The 24,661-nt window shown below is 63.7% G+C and carries 19 protein-coding genes; 5 read left to right on the top strand and 14 right to left on the bottom strand.

The genetic code is table 11. The features are described from left to right. Window positions 1-19: 19 nt before the first annotated feature. Entirely contained in the window at window positions 20-961 is a 942-nt protein-coding gene (locus EDE08_RS02915; protein ID WP_131866968.1) for an ABC transporter permease, read from the top strand. A 3-nt stretch (window positions 962-964) separates the two neighbouring features. Next, window positions 965-1,852 (top strand): ABC transporter permease, encoded by an 888-nt coding sequence (locus EDE08_RS02910; protein WP_131866966.1) that lies wholly within the window; start codon window positions 965-967, stop codon window positions 1,850-1,852. Between the two features lie 116 nt (window positions 1,853-1,968). Here the strand turns inward: EDE08_RS02910 and cnbZ are convergent, their stop codons facing one another. From cnbZ to EDE08_RS02865, 9 genes are all read right to left on the bottom strand, one after another. Beyond that, window positions 1,969-2,715, bottom strand: a complete 747-nt coding sequence (gene cnbZ / locus EDE08_RS02905) for a 2-amino-5-chloromuconate deaminase CnbZ (protein WP_131866964.1) — start codon at window positions 2,713-2,715, stop codon at window positions 1,969-1,971. Window positions 2,716-2,724: 9 nt separating this feature from the next. After that, window positions 2,725-3,975, bottom strand: a complete 1,251-nt coding sequence (locus EDE08_RS02900) for an adenylate/guanylate cyclase domain-containing protein (RefSeq protein ID WP_131866962.1) — start codon at window positions 3,973-3,975, stop codon at window positions 2,725-2,727. Next, the gene (locus EDE08_RS02895) at window positions 3,972-4,361 is read right to left on the bottom strand and encodes a response regulator (protein WP_131866960.1); all 390 of its coding nucleotides are present in this window, start codon (window positions 4,359-4,361) and stop codon (window positions 3,972-3,974) included. Before EDE08_RS02895 ends, EDE08_RS02900 begins: the two co-directional genes overlap by 4 nt. Next, the gene (locus EDE08_RS02890; protein ID WP_131866958.1) at window positions 4,358-6,430 is read right to left on the bottom strand and encodes a sensor histidine kinase; all 2,073 of its coding nucleotides are present in this window, start codon (window positions 6,428-6,430) and stop codon (window positions 4,358-4,360) included. Before EDE08_RS02890 ends, EDE08_RS02895 begins: the two co-directional genes overlap by 4 nt. Before the next feature lie 129 nt (window positions 6,431-6,559). Further along, window positions 6,560-9,655, bottom strand: coding sequence for a MexW/MexI family multidrug efflux RND transporter permease subunit (locus EDE08_RS02885; RefSeq protein WP_131866956.1), 3,096 nt, complete (start codon window positions 9,653-9,655; stop codon window positions 6,560-6,562). An 81-nt stretch (window positions 9,656-9,736) separates the two neighbouring features. Beyond that, complete coding sequence (locus tag EDE08_RS02880; RefSeq protein WP_165935679.1) at window positions 9,737-10,927, bottom strand: efflux RND transporter periplasmic adaptor subunit; 1,191 nt, start codon at window positions 10,925-10,927, stop codon at window positions 9,737-9,739. A gap of 1 nt (window position 10,928) precedes the next feature. Continuing rightward, a complete protein-coding gene (locus EDE08_RS02875) occupies window positions 10,929-11,630 on the bottom strand; it encodes a TetR/AcrR family transcriptional regulator (protein ID WP_131867452.1) in 702 nt (233 codons plus the stop codon). Between the two features lie 138 nt (window positions 11,631-11,768). Further along, window positions 11,769-12,359 (bottom strand): thiamine pyrophosphate-dependent enzyme, encoded by a 591-nt coding sequence (locus EDE08_RS02870; RefSeq protein ID WP_131866954.1) that lies wholly within the window; start codon window positions 12,357-12,359, stop codon window positions 11,769-11,771. Next, window positions 12,356-12,898, bottom strand: a complete 543-nt coding sequence (locus EDE08_RS02865) for a phosphonopyruvate decarboxylase (RefSeq protein ID WP_165935680.1) — start codon at window positions 12,896-12,898, stop codon at window positions 12,356-12,358. The genes EDE08_RS02870 and EDE08_RS02865 overlap by 4 nt, the downstream gene beginning before the upstream one ends. A gap of 105 nt (window positions 12,899-13,003) precedes the next feature. Between EDE08_RS02865 and EDE08_RS02860 the strand changes: the two genes are divergently transcribed. From EDE08_RS02860 to EDE08_RS02850, 3 genes are all read left to right on the top strand, one after another. Then, window positions 13,004-14,224: a cytochrome P450 gene (locus EDE08_RS02860; RefSeq protein ID WP_131866950.1), complete on the top strand. Its 1,221-nt coding sequence runs from the start codon at window positions 13,004-13,006 to the stop codon at window positions 14,222-14,224. A 225-nt stretch (window positions 14,225-14,449) separates the two neighbouring features. Next, complete coding sequence (gene rocD / locus EDE08_RS02855; RefSeq protein ID WP_131866948.1) at window positions 14,450-15,664, top strand: ornithine--oxo-acid transaminase; 1,215 nt, start codon at window positions 14,450-14,452, stop codon at window positions 15,662-15,664. A 206-nt stretch (window positions 15,665-15,870) separates the two neighbouring features. Beyond that, window positions 15,871-18,702: a hypothetical protein gene (locus tag EDE08_RS02850; RefSeq protein ID WP_131866946.1), complete on the top strand. Its 2,832-nt coding sequence runs from the start codon at window positions 15,871-15,873 to the stop codon at window positions 18,700-18,702. A gap of 66 nt (window positions 18,703-18,768) precedes the next feature. On the opposite strand, the gene EDE08_RS38195 is transcribed toward EDE08_RS02850, so the two are convergent. From EDE08_RS38195 to EDE08_RS02830, 5 genes are all read right to left on the bottom strand, one after another. Beyond that, a complete protein-coding gene (locus EDE08_RS38195; protein ID WP_165935681.1) occupies window positions 18,769-19,884 on the bottom strand; it encodes a phosphatase PAP2 family protein in 1,116 nt (371 codons plus the stop codon). Between the two features lie 149 nt (window positions 19,885-20,033). After that, complete coding sequence (locus EDE08_RS02845) at window positions 20,034-20,339, bottom strand: hypothetical protein (RefSeq protein WP_165935682.1); 306 nt, start codon at window positions 20,337-20,339, stop codon at window positions 20,034-20,036. Window positions 20,340-20,408: 69 nt separating this feature from the next. Next, window positions 20,409-22,211: an adenylate/guanylate cyclase domain-containing protein gene (locus EDE08_RS02840; RefSeq protein WP_131866944.1), complete on the bottom strand. Its 1,803-nt coding sequence runs from the start codon at window positions 22,209-22,211 to the stop codon at window positions 20,409-20,411. Between the two features lie 389 nt (window positions 22,212-22,600). Then, on the bottom strand, window positions 22,601-23,464 hold the full coding sequence (locus tag EDE08_RS02835) for a sugar phosphate isomerase/epimerase family protein (RefSeq protein WP_131866942.1): 864 nt from the start codon (window positions 23,462-23,464) through the stop codon (window positions 22,601-22,603). Continuing rightward, window positions 23,464-24,654 (bottom strand): dihydrodipicolinate synthase family protein, encoded by a 1,191-nt coding sequence (locus EDE08_RS02830; RefSeq protein ID WP_131866940.1) that lies wholly within the window; start codon window positions 24,652-24,654, stop codon window positions 23,464-23,466. The genes EDE08_RS02835 and EDE08_RS02830 overlap by 1 nt, the downstream gene beginning before the upstream one ends. Between the last annotated feature and the right edge of the window lie 7 nt (window positions 24,655-24,661).

The following is a 24,661-nucleotide window of genomic DNA, read 5'->3' as shown; positions in this document are numbered from 1 at the left end:
CCGGGACACAAGCCGCACCATGCTGAACTTCCTCGCCCGCCGGATCGCGCAGATCGTACCGACGCTGTTCTTCGTGTCGGTTCTGATCTTCTCGCTGCAACAATTGCTGCCGGGTGACCCCGCGCTGGTGATGGCCGGCGAGGAGCGCGATCCCGCCGTGATCGAGCAGATCCGCCAGCAGTACAAGCTCGATCAGCCGGTCCCGGTGCAGTACGTCTACTGGCTCAGGGGCGTGCTGACGGGTAATTTCGGCGAGTCGCTGCGCAACAAGATGCCGGTGCGCGAGCTGATCGCACAGAAACTGCCGGTGACGCTGCAGCTCGGCTCGATGGCGATCCTGATCGCGTTCTGCATCGGCATTCCCGCCGGCATCGTCTCCGCGGTGAAGAAGGGCACGGCCTGGGACTATGGCGCCAATCTGTTCGCGCTTTGGGGCATCTCGACGCCGAATTTCTGGCTCGGAATCCTCCTGATCTTCCTGTTCTCGATCAAGCTCGGCTGGCTGCCAGCCTCCGGCTACGTGCCGCTGACAGAGGACTGGCGCGCGAGTCTCGCCGCCACCATCATGCCGGCCTTCGTGCTCGGCAACGCCATTTCCGCAATCCTGATGCGGCATACCCGCAGTGCCATGCTCCAGGTGCTGGAGAGCGACTATGTCCGCACCGCTCGCGCGAAGGGTCTTTCCGAGCGCTCGGTCATCCTCAAGCACGCCATGCGCAATGCGCTGACGCCGATCATCACGCTCGGCGCGCTCGAGCTCGGGACGCTGCTGTCGGGCGCGGTGCTGACCGAGCAGATCTTCTCCATTCCCGGCTTCGGCAAGCTGATCGTGGACGCCGTGTTCAATCGCGACTACGCAGTGGTGCAGGGCGTGGTGCTGGTGACGGCCACGGTTTACATCACCCTGAACCTCGTCGCCGACGTCGCCTATGTCCTCGTCAATCCGCGGCTGAGGGGCTAGGCGATGACCGACACTGCGCTGCCCGCCAGCTCCGCCGCCCAAGCCTACGAGCTGGACAGCCCGGCCCGGCGCGCCCGGCGGCGGCTGTTCAAGCGCAAGGCGGCCGTGTTCGGGCTCGTCGTGATCACGGTATTCATCCTCCTTGCGGCGCTCGCGCCACTCGTCGTTCCCTACGATCCGATCGCGACGAGCTGGAGCCTGGTGCGCAAGCCGCCGACGGCGGCGCACTGGTTCGGCACCGACGAGCTCGGCCGCGATATCCTGAGCCGCGTCGTCTACGGCGCGCGCGCCTCCCTCCTCGCGGGTCTCATCTCGGTCGCGATCGCGCTCGGCATCGGCGTGCCGCTCGGCCTTCTCGCCGGCTATCGCGGCGGCTTCACCGACGCGCTGATCAGCCGGATCACCGATGCGATGCTGGCCTGCCCGTTCCTGATCCTGGCGATCGCGCTCGCCGCATTCCTCGGGCCGAGCCTCGGCAATGCCATGATCGCGATCGGCATCTCGGCGACCCCGATCTTCATCCGCCTGACCCGTGGCCAGGTGCTCGTCGTCAAGGCCGAGGACTATGTCGAGGCCGCGCGGGCGCTTGGCAATCCGCCGTGGCGGATCGCGTTCTCCCATATCCTGCCGAACATCCTGCCGGCGCTGCTGGTGCAGGCGACGCTCTCGATCGCCGCCGCCATCATCGCGGAAGCCGCCCTGTCCTTCCTCGGCCTCGGCCAGCAGCCGCCCGCGCCATCCTGGGGCAGCATGCTCAACGCCGCGCAACGCTTCCTGACCCAGGCGCCCTGGATGGCGATCTGGCCCGGGCTTGCGATCTTTCTCGTGGTGCTGTCTCTGAACCTGCTCGGCGACGGCCTGCGCGACGCCCTCGATCCGCGGCAGCGCTAGTCATTCCTCATGGTGAGGAGCGCGTTCTTGCGCGCGTCTCGAACCATGAAGGCCCAGCTGCAACCCGCGGCCATCCTTCGAGACGCGGCCTCACGGCCGCTCCTCAGGATGAGGACCTAAATCACCACTTCCCGCAACACCCGTCGGCAATCCATCTCGTATTCGAGATCGACCACCGGCGGCCGCGCAAAATGCCAGGTCAGGCCGGAGCGCAAGGCGCCGCGGCGGACCAGTTCGTCGACCAGCGCGTGGTGGAAGTCGTGCACGGAATAGGCCTGCACGCCGGTCGTGTCCTTCCAGCCGAAGCCGAAGGCCGCCATCCGGCTCTCCATTTGCGAGGTCGTGGTGAAGCGAACCTTCTCCCGCAAGCCTTCCGGACTGAGGTCGCGGTAGCGCACGGTGCGCTCGACATAGGTACCGCTGCCCTCGCGTGCCTCGGCGCCGCCGGCGATGACGAAGCTGGGCGTGTTTGATCGCGTCGGCCGCGTGAAGGAGAATGCGTAGAAGGACGGCTCTGACGGCGGATCGATCTCCGGGCAGACATTGCTGCGCGCCACCGGATTGGTCGTGCCGTCGAAGATGCCCCACTCGGACAACGTCTTCACATAGTGCAGGTTGAACGCACGAAAGCCCTCCTCGCTGAAGGCCGCCGGCGAGCGCAGCTCGCAGGCACAGAATGCCGTCAACGGACGCCCCGCCTCCTGGATGAATTTTGCGGCCAGCACAAATCCTTCAGCGAGCGGCACCAGGCGGTCGAACCGGACGCGTTCGATCTCATACCCCTCGTCCGCGGCGGCGCCGGCGGAATACTGGAACACGGATGGAATGAAACGATAGTTTCCGGCGGAGAATTCGCGCGTCATGACGGACTCCTATTCCAATTGCATGCGAGTGCCCTTGGCGCCGTTGAGCAGACGCCTCAGGTGAAAACCGGCCAGCGGATCGTCGGCATGCATCCCGACCAGCGCGGCAAAGGCCGGCATGGCGGCGGCATCGCCGGCCTCCATCTTGGCAAAGGCTTCGGAATATTGCGCCGTCGCCGGGGCTTCGAATTTCGCCTGGGGCAGCGGTTCGAACGCACGCAGCGGCTCGCTGCGTCCGCGCAGCATCAGGTCGCCCACGGGCCGACCACGGAAGTTCGCAGCCCCCTTGGCCACGCTGGCACTGACGCAGATGCGCGTTCCAAGATACTTGTTGGCCGCCTCAAGCCGCGCTGCCGTATTGACGGTGTCGCCATAGGCCGTGTAGTCGAAGAAGCGGTTGCCGCCGAAATTGCCGACCAGCGCGGGGCCAGCATGGACACCGATGCGGGTGGTCCCGAAATTCACGCCTCTCGCCTTCCATCGCGCCGAGAAGTCCTCCGCCCAGGCGTCGAGGTCATGGGCACAGGCGACAGCACGCGTCGCGTAGTCCGGCTGGTCGCCGGGTGCATTGAACAGCACCTGGATCGCATCGCCGATGATCTTGGCTACCGTCCCCTCATGAGCGAAGACGATCTCGGTCATGCCGCCGAAATATTCGTTGAGAAGCTCGCCCAGTGTCTGCGGGGCCGCGGACTCGACCAGTGAGGTGAAGCCGGTGATGTCGGTGAAGAGGGTGGCGACATCGCGCCAATGCACCTCTATGCCGTCACCCTGGACATCCGCCGCCAAGCGCCTTGCGATCTCCGGCGAGAAGAAGCGCGACAGCGAGGCATAAGCGCGCTCGGCTTCCATCTGGCGCCGCCGCACTTCGCGCAGCATCTCGACATGACGAATTGTCTTCTCGATCGTGGCCTCCAGATCGGCGAAGTCGATCGGCTTGGTCAGGAAGTCGAAAGCGCCGCGGTTCATGGCGATGCGGATATTGCTCATGTCGCCATAAGCCGAGACGATGATGGTCGACTTCTTGTCCTCGGCCTCCTGGAGCCTCGCCAGCAGCGACAGCCCGTCCATCCGCGGCATGTTGATGTCGGAAACCACCATGTCGACTTGCGGGTTCAGCTCGAGCGACTCCAGCGCCTCCAGGCCGTCGCGCGCGAATATGAGAGCGAGCTTCCCATCGCGAATCTGCCTGCGGAATTTCTGCAGGATCAGCGCCTCGAGGTCAGGCTCGTCGTCGACGAAGAGGATGGTCGCAGTCATGCGGCTTGCTCGAGCCTCGTGTCGATCTCCTGCCGCAGCAGCGCGAAGTCGATCGGCTTGGTGAGAAGCCCGACGGCACCGCGCTCGATCGCCTTTCGGCGCGTCTCGGCGTCGCCATAGGCCGTGATCATGATGACGGGCACATCCGGATGCGCGGCACGCACCTTCGGCAGCATGTCGAGCCCGCTCATGCCGGGCATGTTGATATCAGACAGGATCAGGATCAGCGAGGGATCGCGAACCTCGGCCGCGCGCTTCAGCGCCTCGGGGCCCGAGAGCGCGAACTCCATCTGGAAGCGGCCTGCGCGCAGGTCGCGCCGGAACTGTTGCCGAAACAGCGCCTCGACGTCGGGCTCGTCATCGACGACCAGGATGTAAACGTTCAAGACTTGCCTCCAAGTGTACTGCCAAGTGCGCTGTCAGTCGTGCCGCCTGTTGCCATCGCCCGCGGCAGGGTGACGATGAATTCGGTGAATACGCCGGGCTCGGTGTTCACGTCGATCGTGCCGCCGTGCTGTTTCACGATGATATCATGGCTCATGGACAGACCGAGCCCCGTCCCCTCGCCAGCCGGCTTGGTGGTGAAGAAGGGGTTGAACATCCTCTCCTTCACCTCGGGCGGAATCCCGGTGCCGTTGTCGCGGATCCGGATTTCGACGCTGCCGCCGAGATCCTTCGTTGTCGCGCTCAAGGTGGGCGCGAAGCCGTCCCCCTCGCTCTCCTTGCGCTTGGCCGCCGCGTAGAAGCCGTTCGAGATCAGGTTGAGGAAGACGCGCGTGATCTCCTGCGGATAAATGTCGACCATGCCGGCAGCGGGATCGAACGCGCGCTCGAGCGTGACGTTGAATGCCGGCCTTTCGGCCCGGGCGCCGTGATAGGCCAGATTGAGGCTTTCCTCCACGACCGCATTGATGTCGACGGCGCGATGCTCGCCGGAGCCTTCGCGCGAATGCAGCAGCATGTTCCGCACGATGGAATCGGCGCGCCTGCCGTGCTGCACCACCTTCTCGAGGTTGCCCCTGAGCATGCCGGTCAGTTCCTCGACCTCCTGCTTCGTCTTGCCGTCGAGAGCGGCGGATTGCAGCGCTTCGTTGAGCTCGTCGATCAGCTCCGTCGACACTGCGGAGAAATTGTTGACGAAGTTGAGCGGGTTCTTGATCTCGTGAGCGATGCCGGCGGTGAGCTGGCCGAGAGACGCAAGCTTCTCGGTCTGGATCAGGCGGTTCTGCGCGGTGCGCAGATCGTTGAGGGATTGGCGGAGTTCCGCGGTGCGCTGCTCGACCTTGTTCTCGAGGTCGGTATAGGATTCCTGCAAGCGTGCACCCATGTCGTTGAACTGGTCGGCGAGCCCTTCAAGCTCGTCGCCGGTTCTGATCGAGATGCGCTGGGAGAAATCGCCGCCCCCGATCCGCTCGGCACCGCTGCGCAACGCCTGGATCGGCACGACCATGCGGCGCGCCAGGAAGATCCCGGCGAGCACCGCAAAAATCGATGCTGCGAGCAGCACGATCGCAAGCCGCTGCAATGAAGCATAGAGCGCGGCATAGGCCTCCTCGACCGGCAGCTCAACGAACATTGTCCAATGCAGCGGCTCGATCGGGGCCGATGCGGTCAGCACCTGCCGGCCCTGGATGTTGCGCGCTTCGGAAAGCGCGCCGGCGACGGTACCGCTCCCGGCCAGCGCGGCACGTACCTGGGGGAGTCCGGACATGTCGGTATTGCGCAGGACGAGGCTGATGTCGGGATGCGCGATCAGTCGTCCCTCCGGACCGACCACGTAGGCGTGTCCGTGCTCGCCGACCTTGATCTGGGACACAACGTCCCAGATCAGCTTGAGATTGACCTCCGCGATGCTGACGCCGGCATCCTTGCGGGCGCCGGCCAGCGCCAGCGTCATGTAGGGTTCGGACTCCCGGCGGAAATAGACCGGGCCGTAATAAACCTTGTGCGCGACCGCCTCGGTGAACTTCGGGTCGGCCGACAGGTCGATTCCGCTGTCGAGCGCGTCCATCGCCAGCCGCGAGACCCGCAACCGCTCCTTGCCGGTCGAATCCACCTGGGCAAGTTCGGTGATGGCAGGCACCTGACGCAGGAGGCGCAGCGCATCGAACCGGCGCTGCTCGATCGAACTTCCCGACCAAGGCAGTTGCGTGGTCCAGCCGAGCTGGCTCTCGATCTCCTTGACGAACTGGCCGATCTTGGCCGCGGCCGCCTCGGCCTGCTCGTGCTGGACTCTGATCAGCGAAGCCTTGTGCTCGCGATAATAGAAGAAGACCTCGAACAAGCCATTGGCGAGCAGAGCGATGGCGACGACGGCCACGAACAGCGCGACATATTTGGTGAACAGCCGCATCCTGATTCCGCGGCCCGCCGTTTCGCCGGACGCTGCCTTGCCTGGGGCCGCGCTCGGCAGCGGCCCGGCTCGAGGTGTGTCGGAGTGGACGGAAAGGCTCATCCCGCGGAACCTAGCAAGAAGACCGGACCTTGTCTCTCGCAAGCGCAGGAACGGGCTTCCCCAGGACACAACGAAAAAGGACGGCAGCGGATGACCGCTGCCGCCCCTGGACTGGCTTGCCTTGCGGCCTCAGGTCGGCCGCAGCGCCTTGGAGCCGAGGTCGAGCTCGTTGACCTGCTTGTTCCGCTCCGAATCGGCCGCCGCGCGATGGTCGGTCGCCAGCACCACATAGACCGCCGGCAGCACGAACAGCGTGAACAGCGTGCCGATCGACATGCCGGCCACGACGACCAGACCGATCGAGAAACGGCTGGCCGCACCTGCGCCGGTCGCGGTCAGGAGCGGGATCAGGCCGGTGACCATGGCGGCCGTCGTCATCAGGATCGGCCGCAAGCGGATGCGGGCCGACATTTCGATCGCGGAGCGGCGGTCGAGCCGCTCTTTGACCTGGAGTTCGTTGGCGAACTCCACCATCAGGATGCCGTGCTTGGTGATCAGGCCGACCAGGGTGAGCAGACCGACCTGGGTATAGATGTTCATCGTCGCCGCGCCGAAGAACAGCGGGATCAGCGCGCCGACGATCGCCATCGGCACCGAGATCATGATCACCAGCGGGTCGCGGAGGCTCTCGAACTGCGCGGCCAGCACCAGGAAGATGATGATCAGCGCGAAGCCGAAGGTGATCGCGAGCTGATTGCCTTCCTGCACATATTGCCGGGAGTCGGCCAGATAGTCGTGGCTGAAGCCCTGCGGCAGCTTCTTGGCCTCGCCTTCGAGGAAGTCCACCGCCGCGCCGACGGTCACACCCGGCATCGGCACCGCCGAGAACGTCGCCGAATTGAGCTGGTTGAAGTGAGTCAGTGAATTCGGGTCGGTCTTGGTTTCAATGGACACCACCGTCGACAGCGGCAGCTGCTGGCCGGTATTGGTCGTCACGTAGTAGCCGCCGAGCGATTCCGGCGACAGCCGCTTGGCGCGCGGCACCTGCGGGATCACCTGGTAGGACCGGCCCTCGAGATTGAACCGGTTGATGTAGTTGCCGCCGAGCAGCACCGCGAGCGTAGCGCCGAGGTTCTGCATGTTGACGCCGAGGTCCTGTGCCTTGGTGCGGTCGATCGTCACCGTCACGTTCGGCTGGTTATAGGCGAGGTCGCTGTCGGAGACGATGAACATGCCGCTCTTGCGCGCAGCCTCCTTCAACTTCTCCATCTGCTCATAGACCGTTTGGAACCCGGCGGTGGAGTTGATCACCATCTGGATCGGCAGGCCGCCCGGACCGCCCGGCAGCGGCGGCAGGTTGAACGCGAACGCCTGCACGCCCTCGATCTTGGAGAGTTCGGCCTGCACCAGCGGCTTCAGCTGGATCGACGAGCGCTTGCGCTCGTCCCAGGGCTTGAGCAGCATGCCGGCGATGCCGCCCTGCGGACCGTTGATGCCGTTCAGCACGAATCGCAGATCGGTCTCGGGGAATTTCGCGAATTCCTTGTCGAGCTTTTCGCCGTAGAAATCGAGATAATCGATGTTGGCGTATTTCGGGGCCTTGGTCACTGCGAACACGATGCCCTGGTCTTCCTCGGGCGCCAGCTCCTTGGAGGTGTGCATGTAAAGGAACCCGACGAGGCCGAGGATCGTGATCGCAAACAGACCGGTGATGGCCTTGTAGTCGAGCGAGCGGTCGAGCCTGCGGCCGTACCAGCGCGTCATCGCGCCGAACACCCGGTTCACGAGCTTTGCGAAGCGGCCTTCCTCGGTGTTCTTCAGCAGCATCGAGCACATCATCGGCGACAGCGTCAGCGCGATCACGCCCGACACGATCACCGAGCCCGCGAGGGTGAAGGCGAATTCGCGGAACAGCGAGCCGGTGAGGCCGCCGAGGAAGCCGATCGGCGCGTACACCGCAGCGAGCGTGATCGTCATCGAGATGACGGGACCCACGATCTCGCGCGCACCTTGCAGCGAGGCCTGAACCGGCGTTTTGCCCTCCTCAAGGTGGCGATGGATATTCTCCACCACGACGATGGCGTCGTCGACGACGAGGCCGATCGCCAGCACCATCGCAAGCAGGGTCAGGAGATTGAAGCTGAAGCCCAGCGCCAGCATCAGGGTGCAGACACCGATCATCGACAGCGGAATGGTGACGACGGGAATGATGACCGACCGCAGCGAAGCCAGGAACAGGAAGATGACCACGATCACGATGATCACGGCTTCGCCCAGCGTCTTCTCCACCTCATCGATCGAGGACTGGATGAACTTGGTGGAGTCGTAGGCGACCTTCATCTTCATCGACGGCGGCAAATTCCGCTCGAGTTCAGGGAACAGCGCGCGCACACCCTTGACCAGCGTCAGCGGGTTGCCCTGCGGCGTTGCCTGCACGCCGATGAAGATCGCGTGCTCGCCATTGAAGGCGACGCTGGCGTCCGTGCTCTGGGCGGCAAGCTCGACGGTGGCGATGTCCTCCATCCGCACGAAGCCGCCGTCCTTGGCCTTGACGATCATCTTCTTGAACTGGTTGACGTCGGTGAGGCCGGTATTCGTCGAGACGTTCGAGACGATGAGATAGCCCTTGGTCTGGCCCGCCGCTGACTGGAAGTTGTTGGCGGTGATTGCCGCGGCGACGTCGGCCGGCGACACGTTGCGGCCGGCCATCTTCACGGGATCGAGCCAAAGACGCATCGCGAAGGTCTGGCCGCCGAGAATGTCGGCCGAGGCCACACCGTCGACGGTCGACAGCACCGGCTGCACCACACGCGTCAGATAGTCTGAGATCGCCGAACCGGACAGCTCCTCGGACGAGAAGCCGAGGTACATCACGGCCGTGGTCTGGCCGGTGGTCTTGGTGACGATCGGGTCGTTGGATTCCTTCGGGATCAGGTACTTCACCGAGTTCGTCTTCGCCAGCACCTCGGTGAGCGCCTGGTTCGGATCGAAATTCAGCTTGATGTAGACCTGAATCGTCGAAGTGCCGAGCACGGAGGACGAGGTGATGTAGTCGACGCCCTCGGCGGAGGCGACTGCCTGCTCGATCGGCGTGGTAATGAAGCCCTGGATCAGGTCCGCGGACGCGCCGGGATAGACGGTCGTGATGTTGATGACCGTGTTCGACAGCTTCGGGTATTGCCGGATCGGCAGCACCATCGCCGCGCGCAGGCCGATCAGCAGGATCAGCAGGCTGACGACGACCGAAAGAACCGGGCGCTTGATGAAAATATCGGTAAGGGCCATCGCGGCGATCTCGATTTCCGATCTGGATTTCTATGTCTCAAGAGACGTGATCCGGCCGGGCCGGATCACGTGAGGATGTTGTCAGTAGCGCGGCGGCTGCGCCGGGATCGGCGGAGTCGGGTCGGTCGAAATCGATACCGGTGCACCCGATTGCAGCTTGAGCTGACCGAGGGCGACGACCTTGTCGCCCGCTTTCAGGCCCTTGAGGATCTCGACGCGACCATCGACCCGGTTGCCGGTCTGCACGAAGGTGCGCACCGCCGAGAGGCTGGTCTTGCCGTCCGCTTCCTTTTTCTCGGCGATCACGAACACCGAGTCGCCGTACAGGGTGTAGTCGACCGCCGTCTCGGGCACGGTGATCACGGCCGGCTTGTCCGGCAGCACCACCGTGGTGGTCACGAACATGCCGGGCTTGAGGATCTTCTCCGGATTGGCGATCGTCGCCTGCACGCGGATGTTGCGGGTGTCGGCCGCGATCTGCGGCTCGATCGTGGTGATCTTGCCCTCGAAGGTGCGGCCCGGATAGGCATCGACCTTCAGCCGGACGGTCTGGCCGACCTTGAGATTGCCGGAATCCTTTTCCGTCACCGTGAAGTTGGCCCACAGCTCCGACAGATCGGTCAACGACACGATCGCCGTACCTGCCGTCAGATATTGGCCAACCTCGACCTTGCGCATGCCGAGGTCACCGGAGAACGGCGCGCGCACCAGCTTCTGCGAGATCAACGCTTCGGTCTTGGCGATGCCGGCCTGCGCCTGGTCGTAGGCGGCCTGCGCGGCATCGACGGTCGCCTGCGGACCGAACTGGCGCGCGGCCAGTTGCTTGGCGCGGTCAAGCGACAGCTGCGCGACGGTCGCCTGCGCCTTGTAATTAGCGAGGTCGCCCTGGTCCGGCGCGTCGAACAGCTGCACCAGCGGCGTGCCGGCTTCGACGCGCGTACCCGGCTCGAACTTGATCTCCGTGACGCGGCCGTTGACGTCGGCGCTGACGTCGACCTGATGCACGGCGACAAGGCTGCCGACCGCGGTGAGCAGGTTCGGCACCACCTCGGACTTCGCCTCGGCCGCGCTGACGGCCGTCGGCGGCGGCTTGTTGTTGGCGAAGAACTGCTGGATCATCTGGCCGCGGAAATAGTTGAACCAGACGAGTCCACCGACCAGCGCGGCGAGAAGCGTGCCGACGATGATGAACCAGAGCACCGGCCGGACCGGACGCTTGGGAGCCTTGTCGATCGGTTCGCCCGAAATCTTGTGTTCGGTTACGATGTTCATGTCATGCACTTTCTGCAATCGCCGCCTTGCCGGCATCCGCGGCCTGATCGCGGCCCAGATGCGAAGCAATTGAGGCGTCGTTAAGTCCGATACCCCTCAGGAGAAACTCACAGAGCTGTCGCTCCAAGTCGTTCGCCTTGCCGTAGGCAAGACAAGGCGTGGCCGGCAGCCTGGTCAGCGCCGCGGTCATCACCGCATGATGCGCAAACCAGAACAGGTTGAGCGGATCGCCAGCGTGGGGCCGCGCATCCCCGGCGGCCACGGCGCGCTCGAGCGAGCCGACAAAAGCCGCCCCAATCAGTGTCTCGATCTTGGCATACAGCAAACGCGCGAATTCGCCGTCATCCAGATGGCTCGTGGCCATCAGCCGCAGGCGCTGCGCCTCTTCTTGATCGGGACCGTCAGCAATGTGCAGGAAATGCCCGACCATCCTGCGGATCACCTCGACCAGCGTGGCGGTCGAGGGCTCCCGCTCGAGAAGCTCGATGAACGCCGGATCCGCTTCGCATTCGTCGCTGAGAATTTCGGCGTAGAGCGCCGCCTTGGACGGGAAATGCTTGAACAGCAGCGCCTCGGAAATGGCAGCGGCGGCCGCCACGCTCTTCGTCGTGGTGCCGGTGTAGCCATGTCGGGCAAAGCAGCGCTTTGCGGCACCGAGGATCAATTGACGCCTCAGGTCGCTCGTCATACGCAATGAGCTCATGGTGGGTGAGTAAACACTCACCCACCCAGAAGTCAAGCACTATGTTGCATCGCAACCTGAATGCGTTGCAAATTCAGGGGAAATTCGCCCCACCACTCGGGCTGCTTGCAGGGCGCTCCCTCCGAGAGCCGCGCCCGGCTAGATCGGCTGGAAGCCGAGGTCGCCGCGGATCCGGTTCAGGATGTAGGTTCCATCCCGACTTGGCAGGATCCGCTCCAGGCTGGCGCTGTCGATCTTCACATTGGCAAAGCGCGGCCCGGCGGAGACGTCGTGGACGGCTTTGGCAAAGGCCTCGACCTCGGCGATGGTCGTGACGGCACGGCTGTCCGCGATGCCGCATGCCTTGGCGACGCCGACGAGGTCGGCGGCGGCCGAGGTATGGCTGGTCTGCCCGCCGGTCTCGCCATAGGCCTCGTTGTCGAGCACTGCGATCGACAGATTGGGCGGCCTTTGCAGGCCAATGGTGGCAAGGCTACCCATCCCCATCAGCATTTCACCGTCCCCGGTGATGACCAGCACCGGCAGCTTCGGCTGCGCCAGAGCGAGGCCGAGCCCGATCATCGCGGCGCCGCCCATGCCACCCCACAGGTAGAAATTGCGTGCATGATCGCCGGCGGCGCACATGTCGTTGGTGGAGGCACCCAGCCCCCCGATCGCGACGACGTCCTTGCGGTCCGCCAGCAATGTGGACACCACCTGGCGGCGGTCGAGGAGATTGGCCTTGCTCATTTGGTGAAAACCTTGGCGCCGATCAGGCGCTGCGACAAAAGGACGGCGGTGGGGGTGAGCGCGTTGTAGGCCTGCGCCGCTGCCGCTTCGAGCACGGCGGGCACCTCGGCCGCGTTGGAGGCGCGCAGCACCTGGACACCCGACAGTTCGAACACGCCCTGCGTGGTCGAGCCCATCGGCACCTGCCACGGATTGAACTCGCCCCACTCGCCGCGCATGGTCACGAGCGTGAGGAACGGAAAGCGCAGGATCGGGATCAGCGACAGCATGTTGATGCAATTGCCGACGCCGCTCGACTGCATCAGCAAGACGCCGCGCTGGCCACCGGCCCAGGCGCCGGCGAGCAGTGCCACGCCCTCCTCCTCGGTCGTCAGCGGAATGCCGCGCATTGTGGAGGAGTCCAGCACGCGCTGGATCAGCCTGGAATGGCCGGCGTCCGGCACATACGGCACCTGCCGGACGTCGAAGCGCTGCAATGTTGCGAAGATATCGTCGGGCCAGTTCGGGGCCGTGTCGGCAGCGTCAGCGCGTGCGTGCATTTTCCTGTCCGGTCGGCTAGCAATGTAGAAAGACTGTAGACGCATGCATGCGCCGACCAGAACAACAAAAACGGCATATCGGCTTTAACCGGCGAGTATAACGGGATGAACGCAGATGCGAAGGCGCTGGCGGCCAGCTTCGACCTCGAGAAGCTGACGCCGGAGTTCTACGACAATCCCTACCCGACCTATCGTGCACTGCGGGAGAACGAGCCGGTCAAGCGCCTGCCGAACGGCACCGTGTTCCTGACCCGCTACGACGATCTCGTCGCCACCTACAAGAACACCAAATCGTTCAGCTCGGACAAGAAGCGCGAGTTCGCGCCGAAATACGGCGATACCCCGCTCTACGAGCACCACACCACCAGCCTCGTCTTCAACGACCCGCCGTCCCATACCCGCGTGCGCCGCCTGATCATGGGGGCGCTGTCGCCGCGCGCGATCGCGAGCATGGAAGGCGACCTCATCAAGCTGGTCGACGGCCTGCTCGACGCCATCGAAGCCAAGGGCGCTTGCGAGCTGATCGAGGATTTCGCGGCCTCCATTCCCATCGAGGTGATCGGCAATCTGCTCGACGTTCCCCATGACGAGCGCACACCCTTGCGTGACTGGTCGCTGGCGATCCTGGGCGCCCTCGAACCCGTGGTGTCGCCCGAGGCGGCCGCGCGCGGCAACAAGGCGGTGACGGATTTCCTCGCCTATCTCGATACGCTGGTGGCGCGGCGGCGCGCCAAGCCGGGCAACCCCGAGCGTGACGTGCTGACGCGCCTGATCCAGGGCGAAAGTGACGGCGAGCGGCTGACCGAGAAGGAGCTGCTGCACAATTGCATCTTCCTGCTCAATGCCGGCCACGAGACCACCACCAACCTGATCGGCAACGGCCTCGTGGCGCTCGACCGCCATCCCGACCAGAAGCAGCGGCTGATCGACAACCCCGACATGATCAAGACGGCGGTCGAGGAGATGCTGCGCTATGAGAGCTCGAACCAGCTCGGCAATCGCATGACCACGGAGCGTGTCGAGCTCGGCGGCGGCGTGCTCGATGCCGGCACATCGGTGACGCTGTGCATTGGCGCGGCCAACCGCGATCCCGCGCAGTTTCCAGACCCGGAGCGCTTCGATATTGCGCGCACGCCGAACCGGCACCTCGCCTTCGCCACCGGCGCACATCAATGCGCCGGCATGGCGCTGGCGCGACTGGAAGGCGCGATCGCGATCTCGCGCTTCCTGGCGCGCTTTCCGAACTATGCCGTGAGCGGGCAGCCGGTCCGGGGCGGACGGGTCCGGTTCCGCGGGTTCTTGAGCGTGCCCTGCGCGATCGACTGAGGGGTCCAGAACAAAATGTCGAAAACAACCCCATGCACAGTAGAGGGCGTGTCGGCGAACGAGGCCCTGTGGTTCCGCAGAACCATCTGACATTTCGAGCAGATCGGGCCCCACCACGCGATCGGGGCATGAAGGCTTCCAAGACGGCAGAGCGATACCCAGATCAAGTTGAGGGCCGCCGGAGCGGTCGGTTGACGCCGGCGCGCAGCAATGGAGAGACGACAGATGAGCGCGTCGGTCATTGATCTCATCGCAACGGAAGCACGCTTTGGCGCCCATAATTACGAGCCGATCGGGGTCGTCCTGTCGCGCGGCGAAGGTGTCTGGGTCTGGGATACCGAAGGCAACCGCTATCTCGATTGCCTCTCGGCCTATTCGGCGGTCAGCCAGGGCCACTGCCACCCGAAGATCCTGGCGGCGATGGTCGAACAGGCGCACAGGCTGACGCTCACCTCGAGGGCCTTCCACAACGACCAACTCGCCCTGTTCTACGAGGAGATCGCCGCGCTCACCGGTTCCCACAAGGTGCTGCCGATGAACAGCGGCGCCGAGGCGGTCGAAAGCGCGATCAAGTCGGTGCGCAAGTGGGGCTACGAGGTGAAGGGCGTGCCGGACGGTGCGGCCGAGATCATCGTCTGCGCCAACAATTTTCACGGGCGCACGCTTGGCATCGTCGGCTTTTCAACCGATCCCGAGACACGCACACATTTCGGGCCGTTCGCGCCGGGTTTCAGGATCATCCCGTTCGGCGACGCCGCGGCGTTGCAAGACGCCATCACCCCAAACACCGTCGCCTTTCTGGTCGAGCCGATCCAGGGCGAAGCTGGCGTCATCATTCCTCCGGCCGGCTACTTCACTGAGGTGCGCCAGCTCTGCACCGCCAACAACGTGATGCTGGTGCTCGACGAGATCCAGACCGGGCTCGGTCGCACCGGTAAACTGCTCGCCGAACAGCATGAGGGAATCGAGGCCGACGTGACGCTGCTCGGCAAGGCCCTGTCCGGCGGCTTCTATCCGGTGTCGGCCGTGCTCTCGAACAACGACGTGCTCGGGACTTTGCGACCCGGGCAGCATGGCTCGACCTTCGGCGGCAACCCGCTTGCCTGCGCCGTGGCCCGCGCGGCGATGCGCGTGCTGGTCGAGGAAGGCATGATCGAGAATGCGGCCAGGCAGGGCGAGCGCTTTCTGAAAGGCTTGCAAGACATTCGTGCGAATACGATCCGCGAGGTGCGCGGGCGCGGCTTGATGCTGGCGGTCGAGCTGCATCCCGAGGCCGGCCGCGCCCGCCGCTACTGCGAGGCGCTCCAGGCCAAGGGCATTCTCGCCAAGGATACCCATGAGCATACGATCCGCATCGCCCCGCCGCTGGTGATCACAAACGACCAGGTCGACTGGGCGCTGGAGCAATTCGCTACCATCCTGACGCAGGATTTTCCTTGAGGCTGCGTAATCGGGCTCCTTTCGGCCGGCCGTTCAGCTTGCACGTTGCAAACACGCCCTCTCGTTACGAGGCCATACCAGCCGGGACGGCTATCGCGAGATGCCGGCATGGAGTAGAATTCATCGACAACGACGCCACGCGCAAATGCGCACACCATTGAGCTCCGTCACAGCGTGACGGGCGCCTCAACGAGGAGAGGTGGCAGATGGCAGATGAAGTTGTTGGCGGACCACGCGATTCGGCGGAATGGCATCCCAGCAAATATGCGCTCTGGAGCGAGCGCTGGGGCGATGCGGACAACGCACCGACCTCTATTTTGCTGCGACATCCAACGGCTCCGTTTCTGGTTACCGTCCCCGCAATCGATGATCCCAATATGCAACGCGTGGGAAATGAGTACCTCAAGGCGGTGACGGAGAATCCCGATATCGATCCACCAATCCCTCCGCTGCCAGTATTCACAACCGACTCGAGGAACTTCTTCAATCGCGATTCGGGCTTCTTCCGGTGGCTGCCCCTTGCCTGGCCTCCTGCAAATCCGGACGACGACGATGCCGGCAACCCGTTCGTGTCGTTCCGAGTTGAGCGTAAGTCGCGCGCGGGCACTCTTGTCGATCGGACCGTGATTCTGGTGGCTTCCGAGTGGATTCCCGACCCCGCCCCCAATGCCGACTCCGACGGTCCCCCGCGGGGCCATTTCCTGGGCTCCGGGTTCGGCATCCGCGTGGTTGCGCATGTGCGGCCGGCAAACGGAGAATACGAAATACGCATCACCGGGTTGACCGCATCACTTCCATTCAGCCCTTACAGCACGTTCCGAGTATTCGATCTGATAAAGAATAACGAGTTCGCGGAGATATTCAGAACGGCCTCGCTTTCTCTGGTCAAGGCGGAGATGTCCGAGCAGCTTGGTTTGAAAAATCAATCCGTCTCCATTCGCGGCGTCCGGATCGCGACCACATCCGACGGAAAGACACCGCTTGTCCGGTGGCAAGCCACGAGCAAGCCCGAAACGGTGGCCGGCCGAACCAGGGCCACGCCGTATTCGTTCGTGTTCTCGGGGACGCCGACAGAGGCAGGGGCTCTCGTCAGCAAGGTTGAGCTCGTCGCCGATGCGTTGACACCTGGACACGCCTGGGTCTTTCCGCTTGATCCTGCGTCGCAGGAGCCGCCAACCGATCTTCGCAAGCGGCGCCCGACACGCAGCGAAGAAGCTCTCGAGCACTATCGCCACAATGAGGAAATCACTGCGTATGAGGCCGATCCGCTGATTTACCCGCCACCGCCCAATCCGGAACCACCCGGCTTCATCGAAGATGCAAGGGTCGTCGTTTGCCCCGGATTCGTTCTTGCCGATCGCCTGCCCCCTGCCTATCCCTATCCCCCGCAGCCTTATCCGAAGACAGTCGATCTGCCTGGCACGTCCGCACCGCTCGTTCGATCGAACGACTTCGCGGCAATCAGCGCCTACAACAATGTCCGGCAATTCTTCGAGCGGCTCGACGCGTATGGGATTGATGCGGTTTCCTACTTTCGGATCGCCAGCCTGCCGCTCAAGGTCTTTTATCGCTCGGGGGTGAGGCCGGGACCCGGCAAGGACGGCCAGACCGTCAATGCGCGTGTTCTTCCAGAGGGCTGGCTGGTCGACTACGTCGGACCGACCAAGTTCGGCGATCGTCCGATCCTGCAACTGCATTTGGCGCTGGCCGACCTTTCGACCCGGGCGCGCAAGCCATGGGACGGAAAAGCGCGCTCGCCGATCGAGCCACTTGGCATTGCGGCCGACGCGCGCTGGATCTGGCACGAGATCGGGCACGTGCTCCTGATGTGCTCGGTCGGGGAGCTGGAATTCCGCTTCGCCCACAGCGCCGGCGACGCGCTCGCGGCGATCGTCTCGGACCCGCAATCGCAACTGGCCGGAGATGCCAATTGGCGCGGCGCGACATTCCCGTGGGTGTTTACGCCGCGTCGCCACGACCGATGCGTGTCGCATGGATGGAGCTGGGGCGGCACGTTGCACTATGCGATGTCCCAGGTGCCCGATTCAACGCCGCCCCGACGCAAGGGTTATTGGACCGAACAGATCCTCTCGTCGTCACTGTTCCGGCTGTACCGCGCTATTGGTGGCGATACGAAGCTGGTGGGAACGAAAAACCAGCCTGACCAATTCGCCCGCGAGTCGGCTTCGCACTATTCCGTCTACCTCATCATGAGGGGGATTCAGATTCTGCCGACATCGACCACCGTGTTGACCAACGAGCCGGATCAGCTCGTCTCCGCGCTGATCGACGCCGACATCGGCACCATTCGCTGGGACGTCAACTGGGACGTGACCTTTCCCCCGCCACCGTACAGCACCAAATCGTTCTCGTTCCACAGGATCGGCGGCTGTGTGCACAAGGTCATTCGCTGGGCGTTCGAAGTTCAGGGACTGTATGCCGTTCCCGGAACGATCACAAACGCGCCGGGCCTTCCACCGCCGGTCGACGTCTATATTCTGGACCGGCGGCCGCTTTCGGAAGCCTCACCCTACGGCGATATCGTGTATGGGCCTGGCAGCTACAATCCGGTCTCGCTCGATTGGGAGCGCCACCAGTCCGGTTCAGATGCTCCGCCCTTGTGGCAGGCCGACCAAAGCGCGATCGTCGTGTCGGGCGGCAATATTTCCGTGAAGGTCGGAAACCGCGGCAGTCAACAGGCAACGAATGTCGTAGTCACCGCTTGGTGGCACGCATGGCCCAGTGGCAGTCCTCCGCCGAAATGGACTTCACCAGTGTCAACGACCTGGGAACCGTGCCACCCGTCATCGGGCTCCGGCCTAACCATTGACCCAGGTGCGCCGCCTGTTGAATTTGCTTTCACGTTCAACCCACCGTCATCCGGCACCCGCTATCTGGTGCTGGCTATCGCAACCTGCGCGGACGATGCAGCCAACACTGACCCCATGACGTTGCTTCCGTGCAGCCAAATGCCCTCGAAGCTCATTGACCTCGTCCCCAATGACAACAACCTCGGTCTCGTCGTCGTTGGCCCCTAGCGGCAGCCCGATGGTATGGCGTGTGCTTCGTTGCTCAGGTCGGCCGAGCAAAACGGACAATGCGGTTCAGGGCCACTTGGTCGGCCACTCGGCGGTTGCGTGCGCGAGCACCGAAGAGAGCGTCGGACAATTGATGCCGCTAGTCGTATCGTCGTGCAGCAGCGCTCGCCAAATACCGGCTGCAATGTGACGACTTCCGGCCGAGTCGGAAGCATAGTGAACGCCGAGACGTTCGCGGTTCTTGGCGATACGTTCGGCAAGCCAAAGTAGCGGCGATGTGAGTTCGCCCCGCCCCATCAACGGGTTCGCCAGAAGTAAGGCCGGCACAGGCGCCCCCCCACCCGCGGGGGTGGTGTCAATCGGGGCGCCGTTGGCGGCGGCGCTGATTTCGAAGCTGTTGGCGGTCAAGCCGGCGACGAGTACGTAATAGGTTGTTCCGGCGACGAGCGGCGCTGGAAGCGGCTGGCCGCCGGAGAGTGGCCGAAAAGTGATCTGATCTCCGGCGCTCAGACCGTGTGCAGTCAACGCGCTCAAGGTGACGACGGTTGGATTGGCGAGGGAGATCGTCACGGCCGGATAGGGGGAGACCACCTTGCCCGGTGTTCCGTCGTACGGCGCGGCGAACATGCCGTAGCGCTGTCGAAGCGCCGGTATTTCCAGGAGCAGAAGCGCGATGAGATGACCGATGAAGGAATGCCCGCTGATAAACGACGGATGCGCGGGAGGACCGAACGGAGGCGCCAGCCCCGGGCATAATGTCGATGGGCGAACGCGCCTGAATTGCTGCTTGTAATAGAAATATGCGACGTTACCGATGGCGTACCCGCAGTTGATGAGCTCCATTGTCCACGGACGCTGTGATTCACTCGTATCGATGAAGGCGGTAATGTAGCCGGCACTGCCATCCGCCTGCTCGATGATTTCGGCCAAATAGCGATCGCGATCGTCCTGCATCAGCATTTGCAGCTCTTCGATTTCGCCGACGATCGCGTTGAAGGCCGCGCGCTTCGCCGCGGTCCATGCAACAGGCGAGGCGCCGGGGCCCGCGTTAGGATTTTCAGGATCCAAAAGGGGATCGGGCTGCCACGCCAAATCGAGGCTCTCCAGCCAGTTCTTCGCCAGCAGGTCAGTCCGACCGAATTGCCATTGATGGGGCAGGCCGCCGAATTCCCGCGCCGCCATGATTGACGGTCGAGAGGGATCGACCGCCTGCAGCCATTGAGTGAGATGGCGGTCGTATGGAAGCGTCCAGAACCGTAACGCCGGGTCCCACTCATCGGTTGTCCATTCGAGGAACGCGTCCTGTCCGTTGGCGTCAACCTGATAGGGACTTACGATTTCTGGCCACGGATACGGCGGATTCCCGGCGTCATCAGGGGTAAAGTCGAGTGTCCAAGGTCGAAAGCCCAGGTCCGAGGGGGTTGCGTAAAAACTGCGTCCCGTGCCGGGCCCCGCACCCGCCCCGGCACCTGCGCCCGCTCCAGCACCTGCGCCCGCTCCAGCACCCGCTCCGGCACCTGCACCTGCACCTGCGCCCGCTCCTGCACCTGCACCTGCACCTGCACCTGCACCTGCACCTGCACCTGCACCTGCACCTGCTCCGGCACCAGCGCCCGCCCCGGCACCTGCTCCAGCACCTGCCCCCGCTCCAGCACCAGCTCCAGCTCCCATGTTAAGCCTCCCTGATACTTGAATTTTATGTGTTGCTATTCAGGCAACCCCGCGGCACGCAATCCTTTCGCGAAACGATCCAGATCATCCTTCCGCCGCAGCGGATACCAGGAAATGAAAGTTGAAACTCTAAACGACGGTTCAATTTCGAGAAGCTGTCGAGCCGCTGATTCAGCCCCAGCTTCGTCACCCGAAAGCGCAAGCGCGGCAGCCAGCGTTCGTATGCAGGGACGAAAAAGTAGATTGGCCCGCCGTGACCTGTTCAGGTAGACGATCGCTTCATCGTATCGCCCAGCGACGAATTCGGCAATTCCTGCCACGATCCAAAAATAGAAGTTCAAGGGATCAAAGGGATTAAGACGCCATACGTTCTGCAATCGCTCCAGCGCTTCGTCGGGCCGCCCCAAATAGGCGAGCGTCAAGGCGCTCAAACCCCATGCGAACGCCGAGTTCTCGTTGACGGCCAGCGCCCGCCCAAAAAGCTCCATCGCTTCTTCCGGTGATTTTCCCATGAAAGAGAGGACGTGCCCGGCCACGGCCAACGCAAAGGGATCGTCGGGGTCGAGTTCGATGGCGCGCTGTGACACGATGAGAGCGCGCGCCCGGTCGCGGTCGGGATCCAGCGACCAACCTTCGCCAAACTGGAAATTCAGCCACCACGCAAGGTAGGCATGGGCCTGAGCGTAGGACGGATCGAGCACGATCGCCCGTTCCAGGAGTTGACCCGCTTCCCGGTGGCTCTCCGCAGTGAGGAGATACAGAAGCGACATCGCGCGAAGAACGCAGTGGAATGCATCCAAACTCTCGGTCGGACGGTCACCGACGCGAGCCGTCTCAACCGCACGCACACGCGGCTCAATGGAGGACAGTATGCTTGAGGCAATACGATCCTGAAATTCAAACAGGTCGTCGGTAGATCCCTCGTACTTTTGGGCCCAGATCGCGACATTCCCCAAAATGTCGGTCAACTCCGTATTGATTCTCAATCGTGTGCCCTGGCGTTGCACGCTGCCGTCGAGCAGGTAACGAACATCGAGCTCACTGGCGATCTGTCGCAGGTCTTTTCCACCGGCGCGATAGCGCAGTGTGGAATTGCGCGCAATGACGTAAAGCGATCGGTTTCTGGAGAGGCCGGTAATAATCGCGTCCGTGATCCCCTCACCGTAGTAGCTGTCATCGTCGGTACCGCTGATCGTCCGGAACGGCAGCACGGCGAGCGTCGGCTTGGACGCCCATTGCAGGTATGGTTGCGCGATCTGGCGATCCCCGTCTCCCTCCGTCCATTGAACGGAATAGACATGAACGGTTCGCATGATATTTTTCATCACAGGCGCGCCGAGGTGATGAAATTTAAGTGGTAGTCGATTCATGACATAGTCGCGGACCGCCGCCGTGACGACTATTTGGCCGGGCTCCGCGGCCTGGTGGATACGAGACGCAATGTTGACGCCGTCCCCCTGCAATATTCCATCTTCGTCAATGATATCGTCGACGTTGATGGCGATGCGAAGATGCAGCGCGAATGGATCCTTGTCGCCGACGGTGCGCTCCTGAATCCGCTGAACGTCGGCAGCCCAACGCACCGCGTTCACGACGCTCGGAAATTCGACCAGCACGGCGTCGCCTGCGATCTCGGCGACCCGTCCGCCGTGGCGAGCCATGTGAGGTTCCATGATATCGGTCCGCAACGCTTTCCAGCGCATGACGGTATCGACGTCCCTCAGACCCAGCAGCCGGGAAAAGCCGGCGACATCGGCAAAGGCTATGGCAGCAAGCCGCCTCGTAATCATCGACGATGCGATGGACGGCACCTCTGTCGCTTGCTCTGCCTGATTCATGCGCACCTTGTCATTCCAAAGGACCAAGTACCCGGACACCTTCCGAGCAGTGACGCGCGCGATCGCGGAACCCTACAACATTTGGCTGACCCGCGCGACCATCATCGAGCAGATGGCTAGCATCTCGTTGTCCGGCCAATGTTTTGCAACCTGGAGCGCCGAACCACGAGGTGGTCCTTAGACCAGCCTTGACGTCCGTCTCCCCTCCCAAAAACCGGCGTTACCCCATAGAAATGCCAACGTCCGCCTCGGATCATTCGGGACCGGGTCGAGCGAGGCAGCAGTCCGACCATACCTGTTCTGCCGCCGAAATCAGGCGTAAATTCGGAGCATCAGGGCTTCGATACCCTGCAATAACTCGCAAGCCCCTGAGGGCGGACGCCGGCGACCTAGACCACCGCCTTATGCCGCGCGATACAGGTGCGTAGCACCTCGTCCATCGGCTTAGCCCACCAGTCGTTCGAGAAAATCTCGATCTCCGAATAGCCGGCAAAGCCCTGCGCCTCGACTGCTTGACGCACCGATCTGATGTCGATGACGCCGTCGCCCATCATGCCGCGGTCGTTGAGGATGTCCTTGGTGGGCACCAGCCAGTCGCAGACATGGAAGGCGAGCAGGCGATCTTGGCCGGCGCGCGCGATCTGGCCCATCAGCTCCGGGTCCCACCAGATGTGATAGACGTCGAGCGCGACGCCGAGCATGCCGCTGCGGCCGGGGTCGAGCCGGTCGCAGATGTCGAGCGCCTGTTTCGTGGTGTTCACGCAGGCTCGGTCGGCGGCGTAGGCCGGATGCAACGGCTCGATCGCCAGCGGCAGCTTTGCCTGCCTCGCGTAGTCGAGCATCTCGGCGAGCGCTTCCTCGACCCGCCCGCGCGCCGCCGCGATGTCCTTCGAGGCCTCGCTGCCCGGCCTCGAATATTGCGGCAGGCCGCCGACGACGAGGACGATGCAGGGCGCGCCCAGGGCCTTGGCCTCATCAACGCAGCGGCGGTTGTCGTCACGCACCTCACCCCGGCGCGAGCTATCGGAGGTGAACATGCCGCCGCGGCAATAGCCTGACAGTTCGAGCCCGGCATCGCGCACCACCCGCGCGGCGCGGTCGAGACCGACGGATGCGACCTGGTCGCGCCAGGGATCGATGGCGCGGATGCCGTGCCTGGCACAGGCCTCGACGATCGCGACGAGGTCGCCCTGCTTGCGGACGGTCGCCGTGTTCAGCGACAGCCAGCGATGATCGGACGAAAAGTCGCGCATCAGGGTTCGATACCGTGGGTGGCGAGCACGGTTTTCATCTGCCGCGTCGCGAGTTCAGGGTTGGCGAGCAGGCCGGCTTGATCAGCGAGGCGGAACAGCTCGGCCAGATGCAGCATCGAGCGCGCGCTTTCCTGTCCGCCGACCATGGTGAAATGATCCTGGTGGCCGTTGAGATAGGCCATGAACACGACGCCAGTCTTGTAGAACCGCGTCGGCGCCTTGAAGATGTGACGCGAGAGCGGCACGGTCGGACCCAGCACGTCGTGGAAGCCGGCTTCGTCGCCGGCCGCCAGCCGCGACAGCGCGTAGGACGCCGCAGGCGCAATGGCATCGAAAATGCCGAGCAGCGCATGCGAAAAGCCCTGTTCGTCGCCGGCGACCAGCTCCGCGTAGTTGAAATCGTCCCCGGTGTACATCCTGATCCGCTTGTCGAGACGCCGGCGCATGTCGATCTCACGCTGCTTGTCGAGCAGCGAAACCTTGACGCCGTCCACCTTGGCGGCGTTGCCATTGATGATGGCGACCGCCGTATCCATTGCCTTGTCGAGATCCTGGGTGCCCCAATAGCCCGTGAGAGCCGGATCGAACATGTCGCCGAGCCAGTGGATGATGACGGGCTCGCGGACTTGCGAGAGCACGCGGTCATAGACCTTGGCATAGTCGTCGGCGTTGCGGCCGAGCTTGGCGAGCGCGCGCGACGCCATCAGGATGATGCGCCCCCCCACCTTCTCGACTGCGGAGATCTGCTCCTCATAGGCGCGGATCACGTCATCGAGGCTCCTGGCATCCTCGACGGCGAGATGGTCGGTGCCGGCGCCGGAGAACACCAGCGCGTTGCGGCGCTTGGCGGCAGCAACCGAACGCGTGATCAGCTCCAGCGAGGTCGGCCAGTCCAGCCCCATGCCGCGCTGCGCGGTGTCCATGGCTTCGGCAACGCCGAGGCCGAGGTCCCAGACGTGCTCGCGGAAGGCGATGGTCTTGTCCCAGTCGACGGCGGCGGACAGCCAGGGATCGTTGTCGGCGAAGGGATCGGCCACCGTATGCACGGCCGAGAAGGCGATGCGGTTCAGCGGCCCCTCGAGCTTTGCGGGAAACGTGCGCGAGGCAGCTAACCGGTAGGTCTCGATCGAGCGATCGGCCTTCGGCAGCTTGAGCGACAATGACGATATCGGCTGGACGGGCTTGTTCATGTGTCCC

The organism is Bradyrhizobium sp. R2.2-H, assembly GCF_004346455.1.
GTDB classification, from domain to species: domain Bacteria; phylum Pseudomonadota; class Alphaproteobacteria; order Rhizobiales; family Xanthobacteraceae; genus Bradyrhizobium; species Bradyrhizobium diversitatis.
This window is presented reverse-complemented; position numbering and strand designations above follow the sequence as displayed.

What these genes read in the sequence shown, in the direction of transcription:
- EDE08_RS02915 (WP_131866968.1), top strand. Translation starts at nt 20, where the DNA reads ATGCTGAACTTCCTCGCCCGCCGGATCGCGCAGATCGTACCGACGCTG.
- EDE08_RS02910 (WP_131866966.1), top strand. Translation starts at nt 965, where the DNA reads ATGACCGACACTGCGCTGCCCGCCAGCTCCGCCGCCCAAGCCTACGAG.
- cnbZ (WP_131866964.1), bottom strand. Translation starts at nt 2,715, where the DNA reads ATGACGCGCGAATTCTCCGCCGGAAACTATCGTTTCATTCCATCCGTG.
- EDE08_RS02900 (WP_131866962.1), bottom strand. Translation starts at nt 3,975, where the DNA reads ATGACTGCGACCATCCTCTTCGTCGACGACGAGCCTGACCTCGAGGCG.
- EDE08_RS02890 (WP_131866958.1), bottom strand. Translation starts at nt 6,430, where the DNA reads ATGAGCCTTTCCGTCCACTCCGACACACCTCGAGCCGGGCCGCTGCCG.
- EDE08_RS02885 (WP_131866956.1), bottom strand. Translation starts at nt 9,655, where the DNA reads ATGGCCCTTACCGATATTTTCATCAAGCGCCCGGTTCTTTCGGTCGTC.
- EDE08_RS02880 (WP_165935679.1), bottom strand. Translation starts at nt 10,927, where the DNA reads ATGAACATCGTAACCGAACACAAGATTTCGGGCGAACCGATCGACAAG.
- EDE08_RS02875 (WP_131867452.1), bottom strand. Translation starts at nt 11,630, where the DNA reads ATGAGCTCATTGCGTATGACGAGCGACCTGAGGCGTCAATTGATCCTC.
- EDE08_RS02870 (WP_131866954.1), bottom strand. Translation starts at nt 12,359, where the DNA reads ATGAGCAAGGCCAATCTCCTCGACCGCCGCCAGGTGGTGTCCACATTG.
- EDE08_RS02865 (WP_165935680.1), bottom strand. Translation starts at nt 12,898, where the DNA reads ATGCACGCACGCGCTGACGCTGCCGACACGGCCCCGAACTGGCCCGAC.
- EDE08_RS02860 (WP_131866950.1), top strand. Translation starts at nt 13,004, where the DNA reads ATGAACGCAGATGCGAAGGCGCTGGCGGCCAGCTTCGACCTCGAGAAG.
- rocD (WP_131866948.1), top strand. Translation starts at nt 14,450, where the DNA reads ATGAGCGCGTCGGTCATTGATCTCATCGCAACGGAAGCACGCTTTGGC.
- EDE08_RS02850 (WP_131866946.1), top strand. Translation starts at nt 15,871, where the DNA reads ATGGCAGATGAAGTTGTTGGCGGACCACGCGATTCGGCGGAATGGCAT.
- EDE08_RS38195 (WP_165935681.1), bottom strand. Translation starts at nt 19,884, where the DNA reads ATGGCGGCGCGGGAATTCGGCGGCCTGCCCCATCAATGGCAATTCGGT.
- EDE08_RS02840 (WP_131866944.1), bottom strand. Translation starts at nt 22,211, where the DNA reads ATGAATCAGGCAGAGCAAGCGACAGAGGTGCCGTCCATCGCATCGTCG.
- EDE08_RS02835 (WP_131866942.1), bottom strand. Translation starts at nt 23,464, where the DNA reads ATGCGCGACTTTTCGTCCGATCATCGCTGGCTGTCGCTGAACACGGCG.
- EDE08_RS02830 (WP_131866940.1), bottom strand. Translation starts at nt 24,654, where the DNA reads ATGAACAAGCCCGTCCAGCCGATATCGTCATTGTCGCTCAAGCTGCCG.